Annotated in this window: 15 protein-coding genes; 10 read left to right on the top strand and 5 right to left on the bottom strand. The window is 69.8% G+C overall.

The window, feature by feature from the left end; translation table 11 throughout:
- Positions 1 to 141: 141 nt before the first annotated feature.
- The 6 genes from HOV91_RS30600 (at position 142) to HOV91_RS30625 (ending at position 5,998) form a co-directional block, all read left to right on the top strand.
- Positions 142 to 1,035: a segregation and condensation protein A gene (locus HOV91_RS30600; protein WP_174188784.1), complete on the top strand. Its 894-nt coding sequence runs from the start codon at positions 142 to 144 to the stop codon at positions 1,033 to 1,035.
- A 49-nt stretch (positions 1,036 to 1,084) separates the two neighbouring features.
- Positions 1,085 to 1,741: an SMC-Scp complex subunit ScpB gene (gene scpB, locus HOV91_RS30605; RefSeq protein WP_174188785.1), complete on the top strand. Its 657-nt coding sequence runs from the start codon at positions 1,085 to 1,087 to the stop codon at positions 1,739 to 1,741.
- 9 nt (positions 1,742 to 1,750) lie between these two features.
- Positions 1,751 to 2,830: a pseudouridine synthase gene (locus HOV91_RS30610; RefSeq protein ID WP_174188786.1), complete on the top strand. Its 1,080-nt coding sequence runs from the start codon at positions 1,751 to 1,753 to the stop codon at positions 2,828 to 2,830.
- 35 nt (positions 2,831 to 2,865) lie between these two features.
- Positions 2,866 to 3,573: a (d)CMP kinase gene (gene cmk / locus HOV91_RS30615; RefSeq protein ID WP_174188797.1), complete on the top strand. Its 708-nt coding sequence runs from the start codon at positions 2,866 to 2,868 to the stop codon at positions 3,571 to 3,573.
- The gene (gene der / locus HOV91_RS30620; RefSeq protein WP_174188787.1) at positions 3,570 to 4,985 is read left to right on the top strand and encodes a ribosome biogenesis GTPase Der; all 1,416 of its coding nucleotides are present in this window, start codon (positions 3,570 to 3,572) and stop codon (positions 4,983 to 4,985) included. Before cmk ends, der begins: the two co-directional genes overlap by 4 nt.
- A gap of 254 nt (positions 4,986 to 5,239) precedes the next feature.
- Complete coding sequence (locus HOV91_RS30625; protein ID WP_174188788.1) at positions 5,240 to 5,998, top strand: acyl-[acyl-carrier-protein] thioesterase; 759 nt, start codon at positions 5,240 to 5,242, stop codon at positions 5,996 to 5,998.
- On the opposite strand, the gene HOV91_RS30630 is transcribed toward HOV91_RS30625, so the two are convergent.
- Entirely contained in the window at positions 5,995 to 7,482 is a 1,488-nt protein-coding gene (locus tag HOV91_RS30630) for a mannitol dehydrogenase family protein (protein WP_498072319.1), read from the bottom strand. The two genes, HOV91_RS30625 and HOV91_RS30630, sit on opposite strands and share 4 nt — an antisense overlap.
- 57 nt (positions 7,483 to 7,539) lie before the next feature.
- Positions 7,540 to 8,571 (bottom strand): NAD(P)/FAD-dependent oxidoreductase, encoded by a 1,032-nt coding sequence (locus HOV91_RS30635; RefSeq protein WP_174188789.1) that lies wholly within the window; start codon positions 8,569 to 8,571, stop codon positions 7,540 to 7,542.
- A 276-nt stretch (positions 8,572 to 8,847) separates the two neighbouring features.
- On the opposite strand from HOV91_RS30635, the gene HOV91_RS30640 reads away from it, so the two are divergent.
- From HOV91_RS30640 to HOV91_RS30650, 3 genes are read left to right on the top strand one after another with little or no spacing between them, the layout of a single operon-like run.
- On the top strand, positions 8,848 to 9,327 hold the full coding sequence (locus HOV91_RS30640; RefSeq protein ID WP_174188790.1) for a Dps family protein: 480 nt from the start codon (positions 8,848 to 8,850) through the stop codon (positions 9,325 to 9,327).
- Positions 9,327 to 9,767, top strand: a complete 441-nt coding sequence (locus HOV91_RS30645) for an ATP-binding protein (RefSeq protein WP_246351171.1) — start codon at positions 9,327 to 9,329, stop codon at positions 9,765 to 9,767. The genes HOV91_RS30640 and HOV91_RS30645 overlap by 1 nt, the downstream gene beginning before the upstream one ends.
- Positions 9,757 to 10,596, top strand: a complete 840-nt coding sequence (locus tag HOV91_RS30650; RefSeq protein ID WP_174188791.1) for an RNA polymerase sigma factor SigF — start codon at positions 9,757 to 9,759, stop codon at positions 10,594 to 10,596. The genes HOV91_RS30645 and HOV91_RS30650 overlap by 11 nt, the downstream gene beginning before the upstream one ends.
- A gap of 6 nt (positions 10,597 to 10,602) precedes the next feature.
- Here the strand turns inward: HOV91_RS30650 and HOV91_RS30655 are convergent, their stop codons facing one another.
- Entirely contained in the window at positions 10,603 to 10,836 is a 234-nt protein-coding gene (locus tag HOV91_RS30655) for a hypothetical protein (protein WP_174188792.1), read from the bottom strand.
- Between the two features lie 293 nt (positions 10,837 to 11,129).
- Here HOV91_RS30655 and HOV91_RS30660 point away from each other — a divergent pair, with 293 nt between their 5' ends.
- On the top strand, positions 11,130 to 13,241 hold the full coding sequence (locus HOV91_RS30660; RefSeq protein ID WP_438822705.1) for an AMP-binding protein: 2,112 nt from the start codon (positions 11,130 to 11,132) through the stop codon (positions 13,239 to 13,241).
- Between the two features lie 66 nt (positions 13,242 to 13,307).
- On the opposite strand, the gene HOV91_RS30665 is transcribed toward HOV91_RS30660, so the two are convergent.
- Both HOV91_RS30665 and HOV91_RS30670 read right to left on the bottom strand, forming a co-directional pair.
- Entirely contained in the window at positions 13,308 to 14,672 is a 1,365-nt protein-coding gene (locus HOV91_RS30665) for a WS/DGAT/MGAT family O-acyltransferase (protein WP_174188793.1), read from the bottom strand.
- 194 nt (positions 14,673 to 14,866) lie between these two features.
- The coding region (locus HOV91_RS30670; protein ID WP_174188794.1) for a DUF6968 family protein at positions 14,867 to 15,140 on the bottom strand (274 nt) is incomplete at its 5' end.

Below are 15,140 nucleotides of genomic sequence, written 5' to 3' on the forward strand. Positions count from 1 at the left end.
GCGGCGGCCGCATTCATCGCCGCAGGGCGGGACGCCGCGCCTGTCCGTCCCGTCCCCGCCGCCGGCGCGACGGCTGGACCGACCGAACCGGAGTCGGATGCCGACCACCGGCCTCCGCGGGAAGGCCCGCCCGAATCGTCCGTGACACCCCCTGCGCCGCGAGCCGAGGCGGGCGCCTCGCCAGGGGACGCGCCGCAGGCGACCGACCCGCAGGCGACCGGGTTCCGGCTGCGCCTGAGCAACTTCGAGGGTCCGTTCGACCTGCTGCTCACCTTGATCAGCTCGCGCAAGCTGGACGTCACGGAGGTGGCGTTGCACAAGGTCACCGACGAGTTCATCGCCTATACGAAGGCGCTGACCGCGAACATGGCGCAGCAGAACACGTTGCGCTCGGACAAGATCCTGGACCAGACCACCGAATTCCTGGTCGTCGCCGCAACGCTGCTGGATCTGAAGGCGGCGCGTCTGCTGCCGTCCGGCGAGATGACCGACGCCGAGGACCTGGAACTGCTCGAGGCGCGCGACCTGCTGTTCGCCCGGCTGCTGCAGTACCGCGCGTTCAAGCAGGTCGCCGAGCTGCTCGGCGAGCTGGAGGCGGCCGCGCTGCGGCGCTATCCGCGTGCGGTCGGCTTGGAGGAGCGCTACGCCGACCTGCTGCCCGAGGTTAGGCTGGGTGTCGGGGCGGCGGAGTTCGCCGCGATCGCGGCGGCGGCCTTCCGGCCCCGTCCGGTACCCAAGGTCGGGCTCGACCACTTGCACACGCACGCGATCTCGGTGGCCGAGCAGGCGGCACTGGTGCTGGAGCGGCTCAAACAGCGTGGTGCGGGCGCGTGGACCTCGTTCGGTGAGCTGGTCGCCGACTGCGAGGCCGCGGTCCAGATCGTCGCCCGCTTCCTGGCGCTGCTCGAGCTGTATCGCGGCAAGACGATCGAGTTCGACCAGCCCGATCCGCTCGGTCCCTTGGCGGTCAGCTGGATCGGCGACGAGGCCGCGCAACAGGTGGACACCGTGACAATCGAGGAGGACTACGGGTGAGCGAGCACAGCGCGCTGACGCGCACGACGCAGCGCGGTAAGGCGCGGTCGTGAGCGAGGCAGTGGTGGAACTCACCCCCGAACCGCTCGCGGACGCCGATCTGCGTTCCGCGCTGGAGGCCATGCTGCTGGTGGTCGACTCTCCGGCCCCGGTAGACCAGCTCGCGGCCGCCCTCGGCGACAGCCCGCGGCGGGTCGAACAGACCCTGCGCGCGATGTCCGCCGAACTGTCGGCCCGGTCCAGCGGGATGGATCTGCGTTTCGTGGGTGACGGCTGGCGCTTCTATACTCGCAGCGAGTACGCGCCGTATGTGGAGCGGATGCTGCTCGACGGCTCCCGATCGAAACTGACCCGGGCGGCGTTGGAGACGCTGGCGGTGGTGGCATACCGTCAACCGGTGACCAGGACCAGGGTCAGCGCGGTGCGCGGCGTGAACGTCGACGGCGTGATGCGCACGCTGCTGGCGCGGGGTCTGATCGCCGAGGCGGGCGTCGACCCGGAGACCAACGGGACGCTGTACTGCACGACCGAGCTGTTCCTGGAACGGATCGGGCTCGCGTCGCTGAGCGACCTGCCGCCGCTGGCGCCCCTGCTTCCGGGCGTCGACCTGATCGATGAGATCAACGAGAGCCTGGAGACCGACCCCCGGTACACCAGGTTGAAGAAACCCGCCGAGGCCGATTTGGATCTCGGTACCGAAGAGTGACAGGAAACGATGAATACGCCCGCTCGCCGAGATGGCACACCGGATCGTAGAAAACGCGGCGCTACGCCCGAACGGGGCGGCACCGGCCGCACGTCGGGCGCACGCGACGCCCGTTCGGCCCAACGAGGGGGCACTCCCCGAGGCGCCCAGCCGGGCGGCACGGGCCGTGGATCGGCCCAGCGCGGATCGTCCCAGGCGCCGAGCCCGCAGCGGCACCCGGCTCCCGTGAGCAAGAAGAAGCCCAAACCGCAACGGCAGGTCGCGCCACCGCCGCTGCTGAGCAACGCCAAGCCCGCACGCCACCAGAACGTGGAGCCCGCCGAGTCCGGCGGCCACACCAAGATGCCCTGGGGCGAGGGGGAGCGGTTGCAGAAGGTCCTCGCCAAGGCGGGTGTGGCGTCGCGAAGGGCCGCCGAGGAGATGATCGCGCAGGGCCGCGTCGAAGTCGACGGCATGATCGTGCGCGAGCAGGGCTTGCGCATCGATCCGCAGCGTGCCGTGGTGCGCGTGGACGGCACCCGCGTGGTGGTGCGCGAGGAACTGGTGCACGTCGCGCTGAACAAGCCCAAGGGCTGGCAGTCCACCATGTCCGACGATCTGGGGCGCCCCTGCGTCGGCGATATCGTAGCCGAGCGGATCGCCGCCGGTCAGCGCCTTTTCCATGTCGGAAGGCTGGACGCCGAGACCGAGGGCCTGCTGCTGCTCACCAATGACGGCGATCTGGCCCACCGGCTCATGCACCCGTCCTTCGAGGTCTCCAAGACCTACCTGGCGACGGTGCAGGGCGAGGTGAACAACCGCGCGGTCGGCAAGCACTTGAAGCAAGGCGTCGAGCTGGAGGACGGTCCCGCCAAGGTCGACCGTTTCCAGGTGCTCGAGCTGGGCGAGGGACGTTCCTTGGTGAAGGTGGTGTTGCACGAAGGGCGCAAGCACATCGTGCGCCGCCTGCTCGACGCGGTGGGCCATCCGGTCATCCGGCTGGTTCGCACCAATATCGGCCCGGTCGCGCTCGGCGACCAACGGCCCGGCACACTGCGCGTGCTCGGTCGCGATGAAATCGGCAAACTCTACGAGGCGGTGTCGTTGTGAACGGTGTGGAGATCCCGGTGCAGGCGCCGGCGCGGATGGCCGGTACCAGCCCGCTCGTGGTCGCCATGGACGGGCCGTCGGGCACCGGGAAGTCGAGTGTGTCGCGGCGGCTGGCCACCAGGCTCGGCGCGCGGTACCTCGACACCGGCGCCATGTATCGGGTGGCGACGCTGCGCGTGCTGCGCGCGGGCATCGAGCTGACCGACACCGCGGCCATCGCCGCCGCGGTCAAGGAGCTGCCGCTGTCCATCGGCACCGATCCCAGCCGCGAGGTGATCGAGCTCGACGGCGAGGACGTGCGCTCGGAGATCCGCGGCGACGCCGTGACCAAGGCCGTTTCGGCGGTTTCCGCGGTGCCCGAGGTGCGTGAGCTGCTCGTCGCCATGCAGCGCGAGATCACGGCGATCGCGGGGCGGATCGTGGTGGAGGGCCGCGATATCGGCACGGTCGTCCTGCCCGAGGCGGACGCCAAGATCTATCTGACCGCTTCCGCGGAGGCGCGGGCGCACCGGCGCAATCAGCAGAACATCGCCGAGGGCCGGGGCGACGACTACGCGGGCGTGCTCGCCGACGTGCAGCGCCGCGACACCCTCGACTCGACCCGCAAGGTGTCCCCGCTGCGCCCGGCCGAGGACGCGGTGGGCGTCGACACCAGTGAGCTGTCCATGGACGAGGTCATCGACGAGCTGTATCGCGTTGTCGCCGAGCAGATCTCGGCATTCGAGTCCGGAGGCCGCAGGTGAACGAGGACGTATTGGCCGGCGACGGCGTCTGGACCGACGAAGCCGACTGGGAACTGGCCGATCTCGAGGCCGAATTCGAGGACGGCGCGCACGTCGCGATGCCGACGGTCGCGGTGGTCGGCCGCCCGAACGTGGGCAAGTCGACGCTGGTCAACCGGATTCTGGGCCGCCGTGAGGCGGTCGTGGAGGATATCCCGGGAGTGACCCGCGACCGCGTGTCCTACGAGGCGAACTGGGCGGGTCGCCGGTTCCTCGTGCAGGACACCGGCGGGTGGGAGCCCGACGCGAAGGGCCTTCAGCAATCGGTGGCCAGGCAGGCGGAACTGGCCATGCAGACCGCCGACGCGATTCTGCTGGTGGTCGACGCCGTCGTCGGCGCGACCGCCACCGACGAGGCGGCGGTGAAGAAGCTGCGCCGCTCCGCCGTGCCGGTCATCCTGGTCGCCAACAAGGTCGACGATCAGCGGGTGGAGGCGGAGGCGGCGGCGTTGTGGTCGCTGGGGCTGGGCGAGCCGAGGATGGTCAGCGCCGCCCACGGCCGCGGCACCGGCGACCTGCTCGACGACGTGCTCGCGGTGCTCCCGGAGACCCCGCGCGAGGGGAGCGGCGGCACCGGCCCGCGGCGCGTGGCGCTGGTTGGCAAGCCGAATGTCGGTAAGTCGAGCCTGCTGAACAAGCTGGCCGACGACGAGCGCTCGGTGGTGCACGACGTCGCGGGCACCACGGTCGACCCGGTCGACTCCCTGGTGGAATTGGGCGGCAAGGTGTGGAAGTTCGTCGACACCGCGGGGTTGCGCCGCAAGGTCTCCAACGCCAGCGGCACCGAGTTCTACGCCTCGCTGCGCACCAAGTCCGCGCTGGAGGCATCGGAGGTGGCGATCATGCTGATCGACGCCTCGCAGCCGATCACCGAACAGGACCTGCGGGTGATCAGCCTGGTCGCCGACTCGGGGCGCGCGCTGGTGCTGGCGTTCAACAAGTGGGATCTGGTCGACGAGGACCGGCGTCTGCAACTGGAGCGCGAGGTCGACCGGGATCTGATCCGGGTGCCGTGGGCGCAACGGGTCAACATCTCCGCGCACACCGGCCGCGCCGTGCAGAAGCTGGTGCCCGCGATGGAGACCGCGCTCGAGTCCTGGGACAAGCGCATCTCGACGGGCCGGCTCAACACCTGGCTGAAGGAAGTGATCGCCGCGACCCCGCCGCCGATGCGCGGTGGCCGGTTGCCGCGCGTGCTGTTCGCCACCCAGGCGACCACCCGGCCGCCGACGTTCGTGCTGTTCACCACCGGCTTCCTGGAGGCGGGCTATCGGCGTTTCCTGGAACGCCGGTTGCGGGAGGAGTTCGGCTTCGACGGCTCGCCGGTCCGCATCTCGGTGCGGGTGCGGGACAAACGAGACCGTAAGAAGTAGGCGATAGACGAGGCCCCGGCGAGTCCGGGGCCTCGTTCGGTCTGCCCGGGTGCGAAGACCCTGCACGCATCTTCGCCAGCGGGGCGAACGACGCTGCGCCACCCACGAACATAGCAGTGGCTATTTCTTAGCGTGCTGCTGTCGATACTCGGTATTCGATCAATATTGCCTAATAGAGTGCGAAATATTCTCGGATAGGTGACGATCCGTGCGTACGTATCGCCATGGTGGCAAATGACTGGCATCATCCGGGCATGGTCATTCCCAGCGTGCTGCCGGAACCCCCAGCCGTTTTGACTCCCTTCGAGACGGGGTGGCCCGTGCGGCTGGCCGACACCGACCGCGACCAGTATCTGCGCCTCGACGGAGTGGCGCGCTATCTGCAGGACGTGGGCTATGACCATCTCGAGGTCCTGCAGGACGGCGACATCCATCGGCTGTGGGTGATCCGCAGGACGGTGATCGACGCGATCAAACCGATCTCCTTCGGCGAATGGGCCACCCTGCGGCGCTGGCCCTCGGCCACGTCGACGCGGTGGTGCACGATGCGGGTCCAGGTCTGCGGCAGCGCGGGCGGACTGGTGGAGACCGAGAGTTTCCTGATCCACTTCGGCACCGAGTCGGGCGTTCCGGCCCGGATGAGCGACCGGTTCCTCGCGCCCATGCTGGCCTGCACGACCGAGCACCGGCTGCGCTGGAAAGCCGAACTCGTCGATCCGATGCCCTCGGCAGGCGAGCCCGGCGTCCAGATCCGGCCTTTCCCGCTACGCGCTACCGACATCGACCTGCTCGACCACATGAACAACGCGGTCTACCTCACCGCGCTCGAGGAGGTCCTCGCCGATCACGCCGAACTCAAGTCCGGGCCGCATCGCGCGGTGGTCGAGTACGGGAAGCCGGTGCGGTCCGGGGAGGCCGTCGAACTCGTGTCCCGCCGTACCGACGCGAGCCTCGACGTGTGGTTCGCGGTGGGCGCGGACTGCCGAGCGGTGGCCCGCGTCACCCCTCGTTAACGGGCCAAGTCCTCGACGGTGGCACGTGCGCCCCTGCTGTGCAGGGAGTCCAGTGCCGCCAGGTACGCGGTCACGAAGCGCGGGTGCTCGACCAGATCCCCGAACAGGGAACGCTCCTCGAGGAACGCGGTGGGATGCTCGCGTTGCCGCCGCGCGAGTGGTACGAGCCGGTCGCGTAGCCGGTCCGCGATCTCGATCGGCTCCCCGTGCTCGTCGACGCCCTCGGCGTAGCGCGCCCAGCTCGCGACCACCGCCGCCGCGCAGTCGATCGCGCCGCCGGTGGCGAGCTGCGCCCGGACCACCGGCAGCAGCCACTTCGGAATCCGGTCGGAGGATTCCGCGCACAGCCGGGCGATGGTGTCGCCGATCGCGGGGTTGGCGAACCGGTCCAGCAGGGTGCGCTTGTAGGCGTCCAGGTCGACACCGGGTACCGGGCGCAACGTCGGTGTCGCCTCGGCGTCCATGTACCGCAACAGGAAACGCCGGAAGGCCGGGTCCTGTGCGGCGTCGTGGACCAGCCGGTAGCCGCTCAGATATCCGAAGTAGCACAGCGCCTGGTGGCCGGCGTTCAGCAACCGCAGTTTCATCAGTTCGTACGGGGCGACGTCGTCCACGACTTGCACGCCGACCTCCTCGAAGGGCGGGCGGCCGAGTCCGAAGGAATCCTCCAGCACCCACTGCGCGAACGGCTCGGTCACCACCGGCCAGCGGTCGAGGATGCCGTAACGCCGTTCGATCTCGCCGGTGGCCCCGGGCGGAGTGACCGGGGTGATCCGATCCACCATCGAATTCGGGAAACGCACCTGCTCCGTCACCCAAGTTCCGAGCTCGGGATCGCGCAGCGCGGCGAACGCGCCGAACATCCGGCGCGCGACGTTCCCGTTGCCCTCGATGTTGTCGCAGGACAGCACGGTGAACGGCGCGACGCCGCGCGACCTGCGCCGGGCCAGGGCTTCGACGACGAGCCCGAAGACGGTGACGGGCGGCGCGCTCCCGGCGAGATCGGCGCGAATCGCCGGGTCGTCGGCGTCGAACTCGCCGGTGGCGGGCGCGATGTGGTACCCGCCCTCGGTGATGGTGAGCGAGACGATCCGGGTGGACGGGTCGGCGAGCTGCGCCACGACGGCCTCCGGGTCGTCCGGCGCGTACCGGTAGTCGACCAGGGAGCCGATGGTGCGCGTGGTCCACGTGCCGTCCGGGGCGACGGTGGACAGCGTGTACAGGCCGTCCTGCGCCCGCAGCGCATCGCGCATGCGGCGGTCACCGGGGAGGACGCCGACTCCGCAGATGCCCCACTCGTCCGCGAGGCCGCGTTCGAGCAATCGGTCCACGTACATCGCCTGGTGCGCGCGATGGAACCCGCCGACTCCGAAATGCACTATGCCCGGCGAGATTCGGGACCGGTCGTAACTCGGCGTCGAGACGCGATCGGCGATCTCGCGCATGGTCGCCGCCCGCAAGGGTGTGGCCGTCCGTTCCGGCATCCCGCACCTCCCGTGTTGTGTGGGTCACACCCTAGTGCGGCGGAGATCCCGTCCTGGTCAGCTCGGCGGGGGCGGCAGCAGCGAATCCAGTCCGTGGCGTCGAGCGCCGAGTACTCGCTCGCAGTTCACTCGCTCGAGGTCGGCGGAGAATCGTTCGGCGCGCCACCGATCGACGGCCAGGCGGGTGTCCTCCGCGACGAGATCGGCGTTGAGCGCGGCGGCGGCCGTGACGCCACCGGCAGCCGACTGCACCACACCGGCGACGACGTCGGTGACGTTGCCCGCCACCCAGACTCCGGGGGCGCGGGTGCGACCACCGGCGTCGGCCACCACGTGGGTGCCGGATCCCGAAGGGTGCGGGGCGGTTTCGGCGCCGAGGCCGAGCAGTAGCGCGTCGCGGGCAACCGGTCGCGGCGCGATCGCCAGCGCGGCGATCGGCACGACGCGGCCGGATTCCAGCCGGGCCCCGGCGAGACGGTCGTCCACCACCTCCAGGGCGGTGACCACACCTTCCACCACCGTGATTCCCCGGGCCGTGAGCTGCTCGGCCTGCTCCGCGTCCGGCGCGGGGGCGGTGTGCCGCAACAAGGTCACCGCCGCGCTCCACTGCCGGAACAGCAGGGCGTGGTGCACCGAGCCGAGCACGCCGATCGGCCGGTCACGGATCTCCCAGCCGTGGCAGTACGGACAGTGCACGACGTCGCGACCCCACCGTTCGCGCAGGCCGCCGATCGGTGGCAGCTCGTCGGTCAGGCCGGTGGCGACGAGCAGCCGGCGCGCGTGCAACGGTTCGCCGCGGTCGGTGTCCACCACGAACCCGTCCGGGGTCCGCCGCGCGGCTACCGCTCGCCCGTACCTGATCCGTCCGCCGTACTGTTCCACTTCCCGCGCGCCGATCGTCACCAACGCCGTCGGCGGGATGCCATCGCGGGTCAGCCACCCGTGCACGCCCGCGGCCGGGGCGTTCCGCTGCTCGCGCGCGTCGACCACGACCACCGAGCGGCGCGCCCGCGCCAAGGTCAGCGCCGCCGACAAACCGGCTGCTCCGCCGCCGATCACCACCACATCCACTTGCTTTTCCTCAGCCATGCCCCACCTTGCCGAGAAGGTGCGGAATTCGGCAAACATTGTTGCCGTTCTAGCAACCACATGCGGGCGTGGTCGCTCGATCCGGCGCACTGTCGGGATCCCGCTGTGCCGGACGCGTCACACCGCAGATCCGCCCGCACGGCCGACGGACGCAGGCGTCCCCGGACGGGGCGTCCACCCCGTTTTCACCCGGCCGGGCAGCCCGCCGCCTGGTTTATCGCCGCAAGGCTGGGTAGACCGTCGATACCCGGATCGACGGCAGAAAGGTTCGAAGCGATGTCCCAACCCATCACCAGCACCCTGGACCCGGAGCAGCAGCGCATCGCGGGCGAGACGCTGCAGGCGACGGTGGTCGACCTGATCGACCTGTCGCTGATCGCGAAGCAGGCGCACTGGAACGTGGTCGGCTCCAACTTCCGGTCGGTACACCTGGCGCTGGACGAATTGGTCACCGTGGCGCGCGAGTTCACCGACGCCGCCGCGGAGCGCGCCACCGCCGTCGGGGTGAGCCCGGACGGCCGCGGCGCGACCGTGGCCAGGGACTCCGGCGCGATCGGCATCGGCGACGGCTGGCAGCAGGACACCGACATCATCGACACGATCGTCGGCAACCTCGCCGCGGTGATCAAGCGGCTACGGGAGCGGATCGCGGCGACCGAGAAGGCCGATCCGGTGACTCAGGATCTGTTCCTGGCCATCGCGGCGCGGCTGGAACAGCTGCACTGGATGTGGCAAGCGCAGCTCGCCACGGTCTGATGCGCGTGATCACCTGCGCGTTCGGCGCGCACGCCACCGAGACCACCACGGTCGCGGTGCGCATCCCCGCCGACGCGCGACAGCTGGCCCTGATCCGTGGCATGGCCGACACCGTGTGCCTGATCGCCGACATCCCGCTCACCGCGGCCGCGGACATCCGCCTGGCGATCAACGAGGCGGCCACGATGCTGCTGGCGGGCTGCGTGCCCGGGTCGACGCTCGGCTGTGAATTCACCTACGGCGCCGACCGGATGAGCGTGCGCGTCGACACGGTCGGCGCGGTCGGCGACGAGATGGACGGTGATCCGTTGAGCTGGGAACTGGTCCGCATGCTCACCAGTTCCCTGGCAATTTCTCGTGACCCTTTTGATTCGAAAATCGGCGGGTACCCGACCGTTATCGAGTTCAGTTGGGAACGAGGGCCATTTGATGACACGTGAGTTCACGACCGACGGAAACGGCGCGACGGGCCGCACGCGTGCGGGCGACAGCTACGACAACATCGAGCCGTGGTTCGAGAAGATGGCCGCGATGGACGAGACCGATCCCCATCGCGCCGCGCTGCGCGAGGAGGTGACGCGGCGCTGTCTCCCGCTCGCCGAACACATCGCCCGCAAGTTCTCCGGCCGCGGCGAGTCCTACGACGACCTGCTGCAGATCGCCCGGGTGGGGCTGGTGCTCGCGGTGGACCGCTTCGACGTGTCCCGCGGCAGCTCCTTCCTCGGGTTCGCGGTCCCCACCATCATGGGCGAGGTGCGCAGGCACTTCCGGGACAACACGTGGTCGCTGCGAGTCCCGCGCCGGCTCAAAGAGATCCAGTTGCGCATCGGCCCCGCCACCGAGACGCTGTCGCATCGGCTCGGGCGGATGCCGACGGCCAGGGAGATCGCCGCCGAATTGGACGTCGAGGTGGGAGAGGTCACCCAGGCGCTCATCGCGGGTAACGCCTACCAGACCAACTCGCTGGACACGGGCGGCCGCGAGGACGGCGACGGCGCGCCGCAAGCGCTCGCGGACACGATCGGCGCGGAGGAACCGTGCTACAACCTGCTGGAGCAGGCGATGGCGGTGCGTCCGCTGATCGCCGAACTGCCCGCGCGCGATCGGCAGGTGCTGATCATGCGTTTCTTCGAGTCCAAGACCCAGACCGAGATCGCCGAATCCCTGGGCGTCTCCCAGATGCAGGTGTCGCGCATCCTCGCGCGGATTCTGCGGGAGTTGCGCGAGCGCGCACTCGGTCCCGACGAACTCCTCACGCGCGCGGCCTGACTTCGCTCAGGTACGCGCGCGGTCGGCCGACTCGGTCATCGGCGTCGCGGAGACCTCGCCCGTCCAGCCGCACGGCAGGGCGCAGCTGGCGATGACCTTGGTCTCCCGATCGCCGTTGTCGTAGCGCAGCGTGGTGGTCTCGGCGTAAGCGGGATATCCGCACGCTCGGCATTTGCCGAAGAAATCGAGGATTTCCTCGGCTCGGGAGTGCGCGATTCGTCGTGCGGGCTTGTCGTCCATAACCTCTCCAGCCAGGGTGCGGTCCTGCCGAGCAGGCGTCTGCGACGTTAGGATCGGCGCGGCGCGCCCGGTGGGAGTTTCGGTGATCGTTGGGCTGATTCACAGGCGTCGCGCGGGGGAATTGGGCCGGTTCCCAGGTTCAGGTGAATGCTGGGCAATCGCAGCGTATTTCCTGCGTATCGCTGGTAGTGGCGGCGAGGCCGCGGCTACTTGACCTTATCTGTGACTGACGTTACAAAGGAGCTACCCGCCGACCCGAAGTTCTTCGAACCGGCCGACGAGAAGTGCACAAGTTGGTTACCGATGTCATCGATGTGGTCGCGGAATTCGCGATCGCCCGCAAGACCATCTGGGATCTGCTACTCGAACCGCAGACGTATCCGCGCATGTTCACCGGGATCGGCGCGTGCGAGCAGATCCAATCCGCCGACGGCAACGTGGTCTGGCAGATGCGTGTCGGCACCTATGGGACCGGCATCCGCACCCACCAGATCCGGCTGATCATCGGGCGGTGGTACGAGAGCTTCGAGATGCAGTACGCCGCCTTGGGCAGCTTCGCCTCGGTGCGGCTGCACGGAGACGAGGAGCGCACCAAGGTCACGGTCACCTACTTCGCGCCGAGCCGGATACATCCGCACGTCGCCGAACTGTCCAACGTGGCGATCGCGGAGTGGACCAAGAGCGGGCTGAAACGGGTGGCCGACGTGGCCAAGGGCGCGCGGACCTCGTTCGTCGTCAACGGCGAGGATTCACCGATCCGGCGGAACGCGGGCGTCGCGCGGCAGATGGTCGCCACCGGCGTCGTCCTGCCGGTTCGACTCGACCGCAGCCTCAAACAGCTGCGCTCCCTCGCGAAGTGGGGTTTCAACCTGGCGGGCGGGTACGCGGCGGGCGCGGTGTACGCGCCGGATCGGATCGCGGTCGTCGACGATCGCGGCACCCGGTCCTTCGCCGACATGCACGAGCGGACCAACGCGCTGGCCGCCGCGATGGCCGCGCACGGTCTCGGGCCGGGCGACGCCATCGGGCTGCTGGCACGCAACCACGCGGGCATGATCGAGTGCATGGTCGCGGCAGGAAAACTCGGCGTGGACGTGGCCCTGCTGAATGCCGGGCTGGCCGGGCGCACCATCGAGGAGATCGTGCAGCGCGACCGGCTTTCGGCGCTGTTCGTCGACGGTGACCTGGAAGAGCTGGTGCGCTATCTGCACGCCGACATCCCGCGCTACAACACCGACGGACGCCCGCCGGCGCCGGACCGCACGACCGTCGACCAATTGGTGGCGGAGGGGCACACCGATTTCCGCACGCCTGCCCAGCCGGGACGGCTCATCGTGCTCACCTCCGGGACCAGCGGGACGCCGAAGGGGGCGCGCAGGCCGCATCCGAAGGGTTTCGGTTCCATCGCGGCACTGCTGTCGCGCATCCCGATGCGGATGAACGAGACCATGCTGATTCCCGCGCCGCTGTTCCACACCTGGGGTCTGGCCGGGCTGCAGTTGAGCACCGCGCTGCGCGCGACCGTGGTGCTGGCGGAACGGTTCGACGCGGAGGACTGCCTGCGTCGCATCGCCGAGCACAAGGTCAACACGGTGATCGTGGTGCCGACCATGGTGCAGCGCATCCTCGATCTGCCCGCGCACGTGCGCAACCGCTACGACACCTCCAGCCTGCGGCACATGATCAGCTGCGGTGCGCCGCTGGCCGGCGCGACCGTGGAGCGGTTCATGGACGCCTACGGCGACGTCCTCTACAACGTCTACGGCTCCACCGAGGTCTCGTGGGCGACGATCGCGACGCCCGAAGACCTGCACACCTCGCCGACCACGGCGGGACGACCACCGCTGGGCACCAAGGTCGCCGTGCTCGGGCCGGACCACCGCCGGTTGCCGATCGGCGCCACCGGGCACATCTTCGTCGGCAACCACATGCTGTTCGACGGGTACGTCAACTCGGCGCCGCCGGACGAGGCGCACGGCATGCTGGACACCGGCGATCTCGGCTATCTCGACGCCGCGGGCCGGTTGTTCATCTCCGGGCGAGACGACGAGATGATCATCTCCGGTGGCGAGAACGTCTTCCCGCGCCCGGTGGAGGAGGCGCTCGCGCATCTGCCGCAGGTCAGCGATGTCGCGGTGGTCGGGGTGCCGGACCACGAATTCGGTCAGCGACTCGTGGCGTTCGTGGTGAAACGCGAAGGGGCCGGGCTGGATTCGGACATGGTACGCACCTACGTGCGCAACCGGCTGAGCCGCTTCTCGGTGCCGCGTGAGGTCACCTTCCTCTCGGCGCTGCCGCGCGGCGACACCGGCAAGATCCTCAAACGCCTGCTCGCCGGTCCGGGTGCGGCGAAACCGGATCTGCCGCCGTCGATCAACGGGCTCGGGACGGCCGGTTCCTCCTGAGCCGCGCGCGGCGATCCGTCGTGCCGGGACGCGCGGCGAACCAGGCGCGGCGGCAGCGCCCGGCGGTCAATAGACGGTGTCCTCCAGTTCGGTCAACGCGGACTCCAGGTGGTCGAGCAGCCTGGCCACGTCCGGCACGCTGCGGCGGCAGGCGACGATGCCGATGTCGAGGCTGTCGGCGTTGCTGGTGAGGGTGATGTTCACCGCTTGGCCGTCGAGCGGGATCGACAGCGGGTAGGTGGCGTCCACGCGGGCGCCGTTCCAGTACTGGGGTTCGCGCGGGCCGGGAACGTTGGAGATGACGATGTTGAACGGCGGGCTGGTCAGCGCGGCGGTGGCGGGCAGGAGCAGCGACAGCGCGAGCGGACTCAGCGTGAGCGCCGAGAGCGAGACCGCCTGTACGGGGGTCAGCGCACGGTAGATCTCCTTGCCGCGGTGCATGCAGGAGCTGATCGCCGCGAGCCGCGCGGCCGGGTCGGGCAGATCGGTGGCCAGATTGCACAGCAGGGCCGCCACGGCATTGCCCCCGCCGTCACCGTCGTCGGACTCCGCGCGCAGCGAGACCGGCACCATGGCGATCAGCGGTTTCTCCGGCAGGGCGACGTGTTCGAGCAGGTAGGCGCGCAGCGCGCCCGCCGACATGGCAAGCACGACGTCGTTGAGCGTGGTGCCGGTCATCTTCTTGACCTGGCGGATGCGATCCAGCGGCCAGGACCGGGCGGCGCAGCGGCGTGCCCCGCCGATCCGGACGTTGAACATGGTGCGCGGCGCGGCGAAGGGCAGCGTCAATTGCTGCTCGAGCAGCGCGGTGCGAGCCAGGCGCAGCGCGGAAGGAGCCGAGCCCGCCGCGGCGAGCAGCGCGCGCGCCCGCGCGCCGAGGGTGGGCCGGCGCGGCGGATTCGCGCGGTGCGTGGCCGAGGGCGGGAGATCCCAGGGCACCGGGGCTTCGCCGGACTCGGGGTCGGTGGTCAGCGTGCGCTGCAACAGTCGCTGGGCGCCGACGCCGTCGATGAGGGCGTGATGCATCTTCGCGTACAGGCCGACCCGATCCCCGGCGAGCCCCTCGATCAGATGCGCTTCCCACAGCGGTTTGTGCCGGTCGAGCAGGGTGCTGTGCAGTCCGGCGGCCACCTCCGTCAGGGCTGGCAAGCCGCCCGGCTCCGGCAGCGCCCATCGCTGCAGGTGGTAGTCGAGCTCGACCGCGCTGTCCACCGTCCAGGCCAGCTGGGGCGTGCCGAACAGGCGAGACGGGCGCTTGCGGAACATCGGATGGAAGTTCCGGTCGGCTGCCAGCGTCGCGTACGCGCGCCGGGCGAACTCGGGTCCGGAACCGTCCACGGGATCGAAGATCGACAGTGAACCGACGTGCATCGGATGCTCGCGTGATTCCGCGACCAGGAACAGGGCGTCCACCGGCGAGATGAATTCCATGGGCAGTTCCCTCCTGGCGCCGCTGCGGCCGCGCCACGGTCTGGTTCCGGACACGGGGACGGTCGGCCGACGGGCGTGCCGGACTGCTCATGCCGCGCGGCGAGCCGCGCCGGTCGAACGACGATCCACCAACCGAGATTCGATGCCGAATCCGGACCGGCTGGGCGGCGCGCCGCGGAATGTGCGCCAGCGGGTCAGGACAGGCGGCTGACCGGCCAATCCTGCGGCAGCTCCAGTCGTTGGCTGATCATGTGGATCGCGGTGTGCAACGCCTGGATCTCGTCGACGCCGCTGGCCACCGACGCGCCCTGCTCGCTGATGTGGAACCGGCACAGGTGCTTGCGCCGGTCGGCCGCCAGATACGGCCTGCCGATGATGATCGACAGCGAGCTGTCGGCGTCGCGCAGCGTGCGCGCCGCGATGAGAGCTTGCGGTTCCTGCTCGGCTGTCGCGGCGGCGCGCGAGGGC

It is taken from the genome of Nocardia barduliensis (assembly GCF_013315795.1).
GTDB classification, from domain to species: domain Bacteria; phylum Actinomycetota; class Actinomycetes; order Mycobacteriales; family Mycobacteriaceae; genus Nocardia; species Nocardia barduliensis.

Coding starts and splice junctions, on each gene's coding strand:
- cmk (WP_174188797.1), top strand. CDS start 2,866: ATGGCCGGTACCAGCCCGCTCGTGGTCGCCATGGACGGGCCGTCGGGC.
- HOV91_RS30610 (WP_174188786.1), top strand. CDS start 1,751: ATGAATACGCCCGCTCGCCGAGATGGCACACCGGATCGTAGAAAACGC.
- HOV91_RS30645 (WP_246351171.1), top strand. CDS start 9,327: ATGCGCGTGATCACCTGCGCGTTCGGCGCGCACGCCACCGAGACCACC.
- HOV91_RS30625 (WP_174188788.1), top strand. CDS start 5,240: ATGGTCATTCCCAGCGTGCTGCCGGAACCCCCAGCCGTTTTGACTCCC.
- HOV91_RS30640 (WP_174188790.1), top strand. CDS start 8,848: ATGTCCCAACCCATCACCAGCACCCTGGACCCGGAGCAGCAGCGCATC.
- HOV91_RS30655 (WP_174188792.1), bottom strand. CDS start 10,836: ATGGACGACAAGCCCGCACGACGAATCGCGCACTCCCGAGCCGAGGAA.
- HOV91_RS30630 (WP_498072319.1), bottom strand. CDS start 7,482: ATGCCGGAACGGACGGCCACACCCTTGCGGGCGGCGACCATGCGCGAG.
- HOV91_RS30650 (WP_174188791.1), top strand. CDS start 9,757: ATGACACGTGAGTTCACGACCGACGGAAACGGCGCGACGGGCCGCACG.
- HOV91_RS30635 (WP_174188789.1), bottom strand. CDS start 8,571: ATGGCTGAGGAAAAGCAAGTGGATGTGGTGGTGATCGGCGGCGGAGCA.
- HOV91_RS30665 (WP_174188793.1), bottom strand. CDS start 14,672: ATGGAATTCATCTCGCCGGTGGACGCCCTGTTCCTGGTCGCGGAATCA.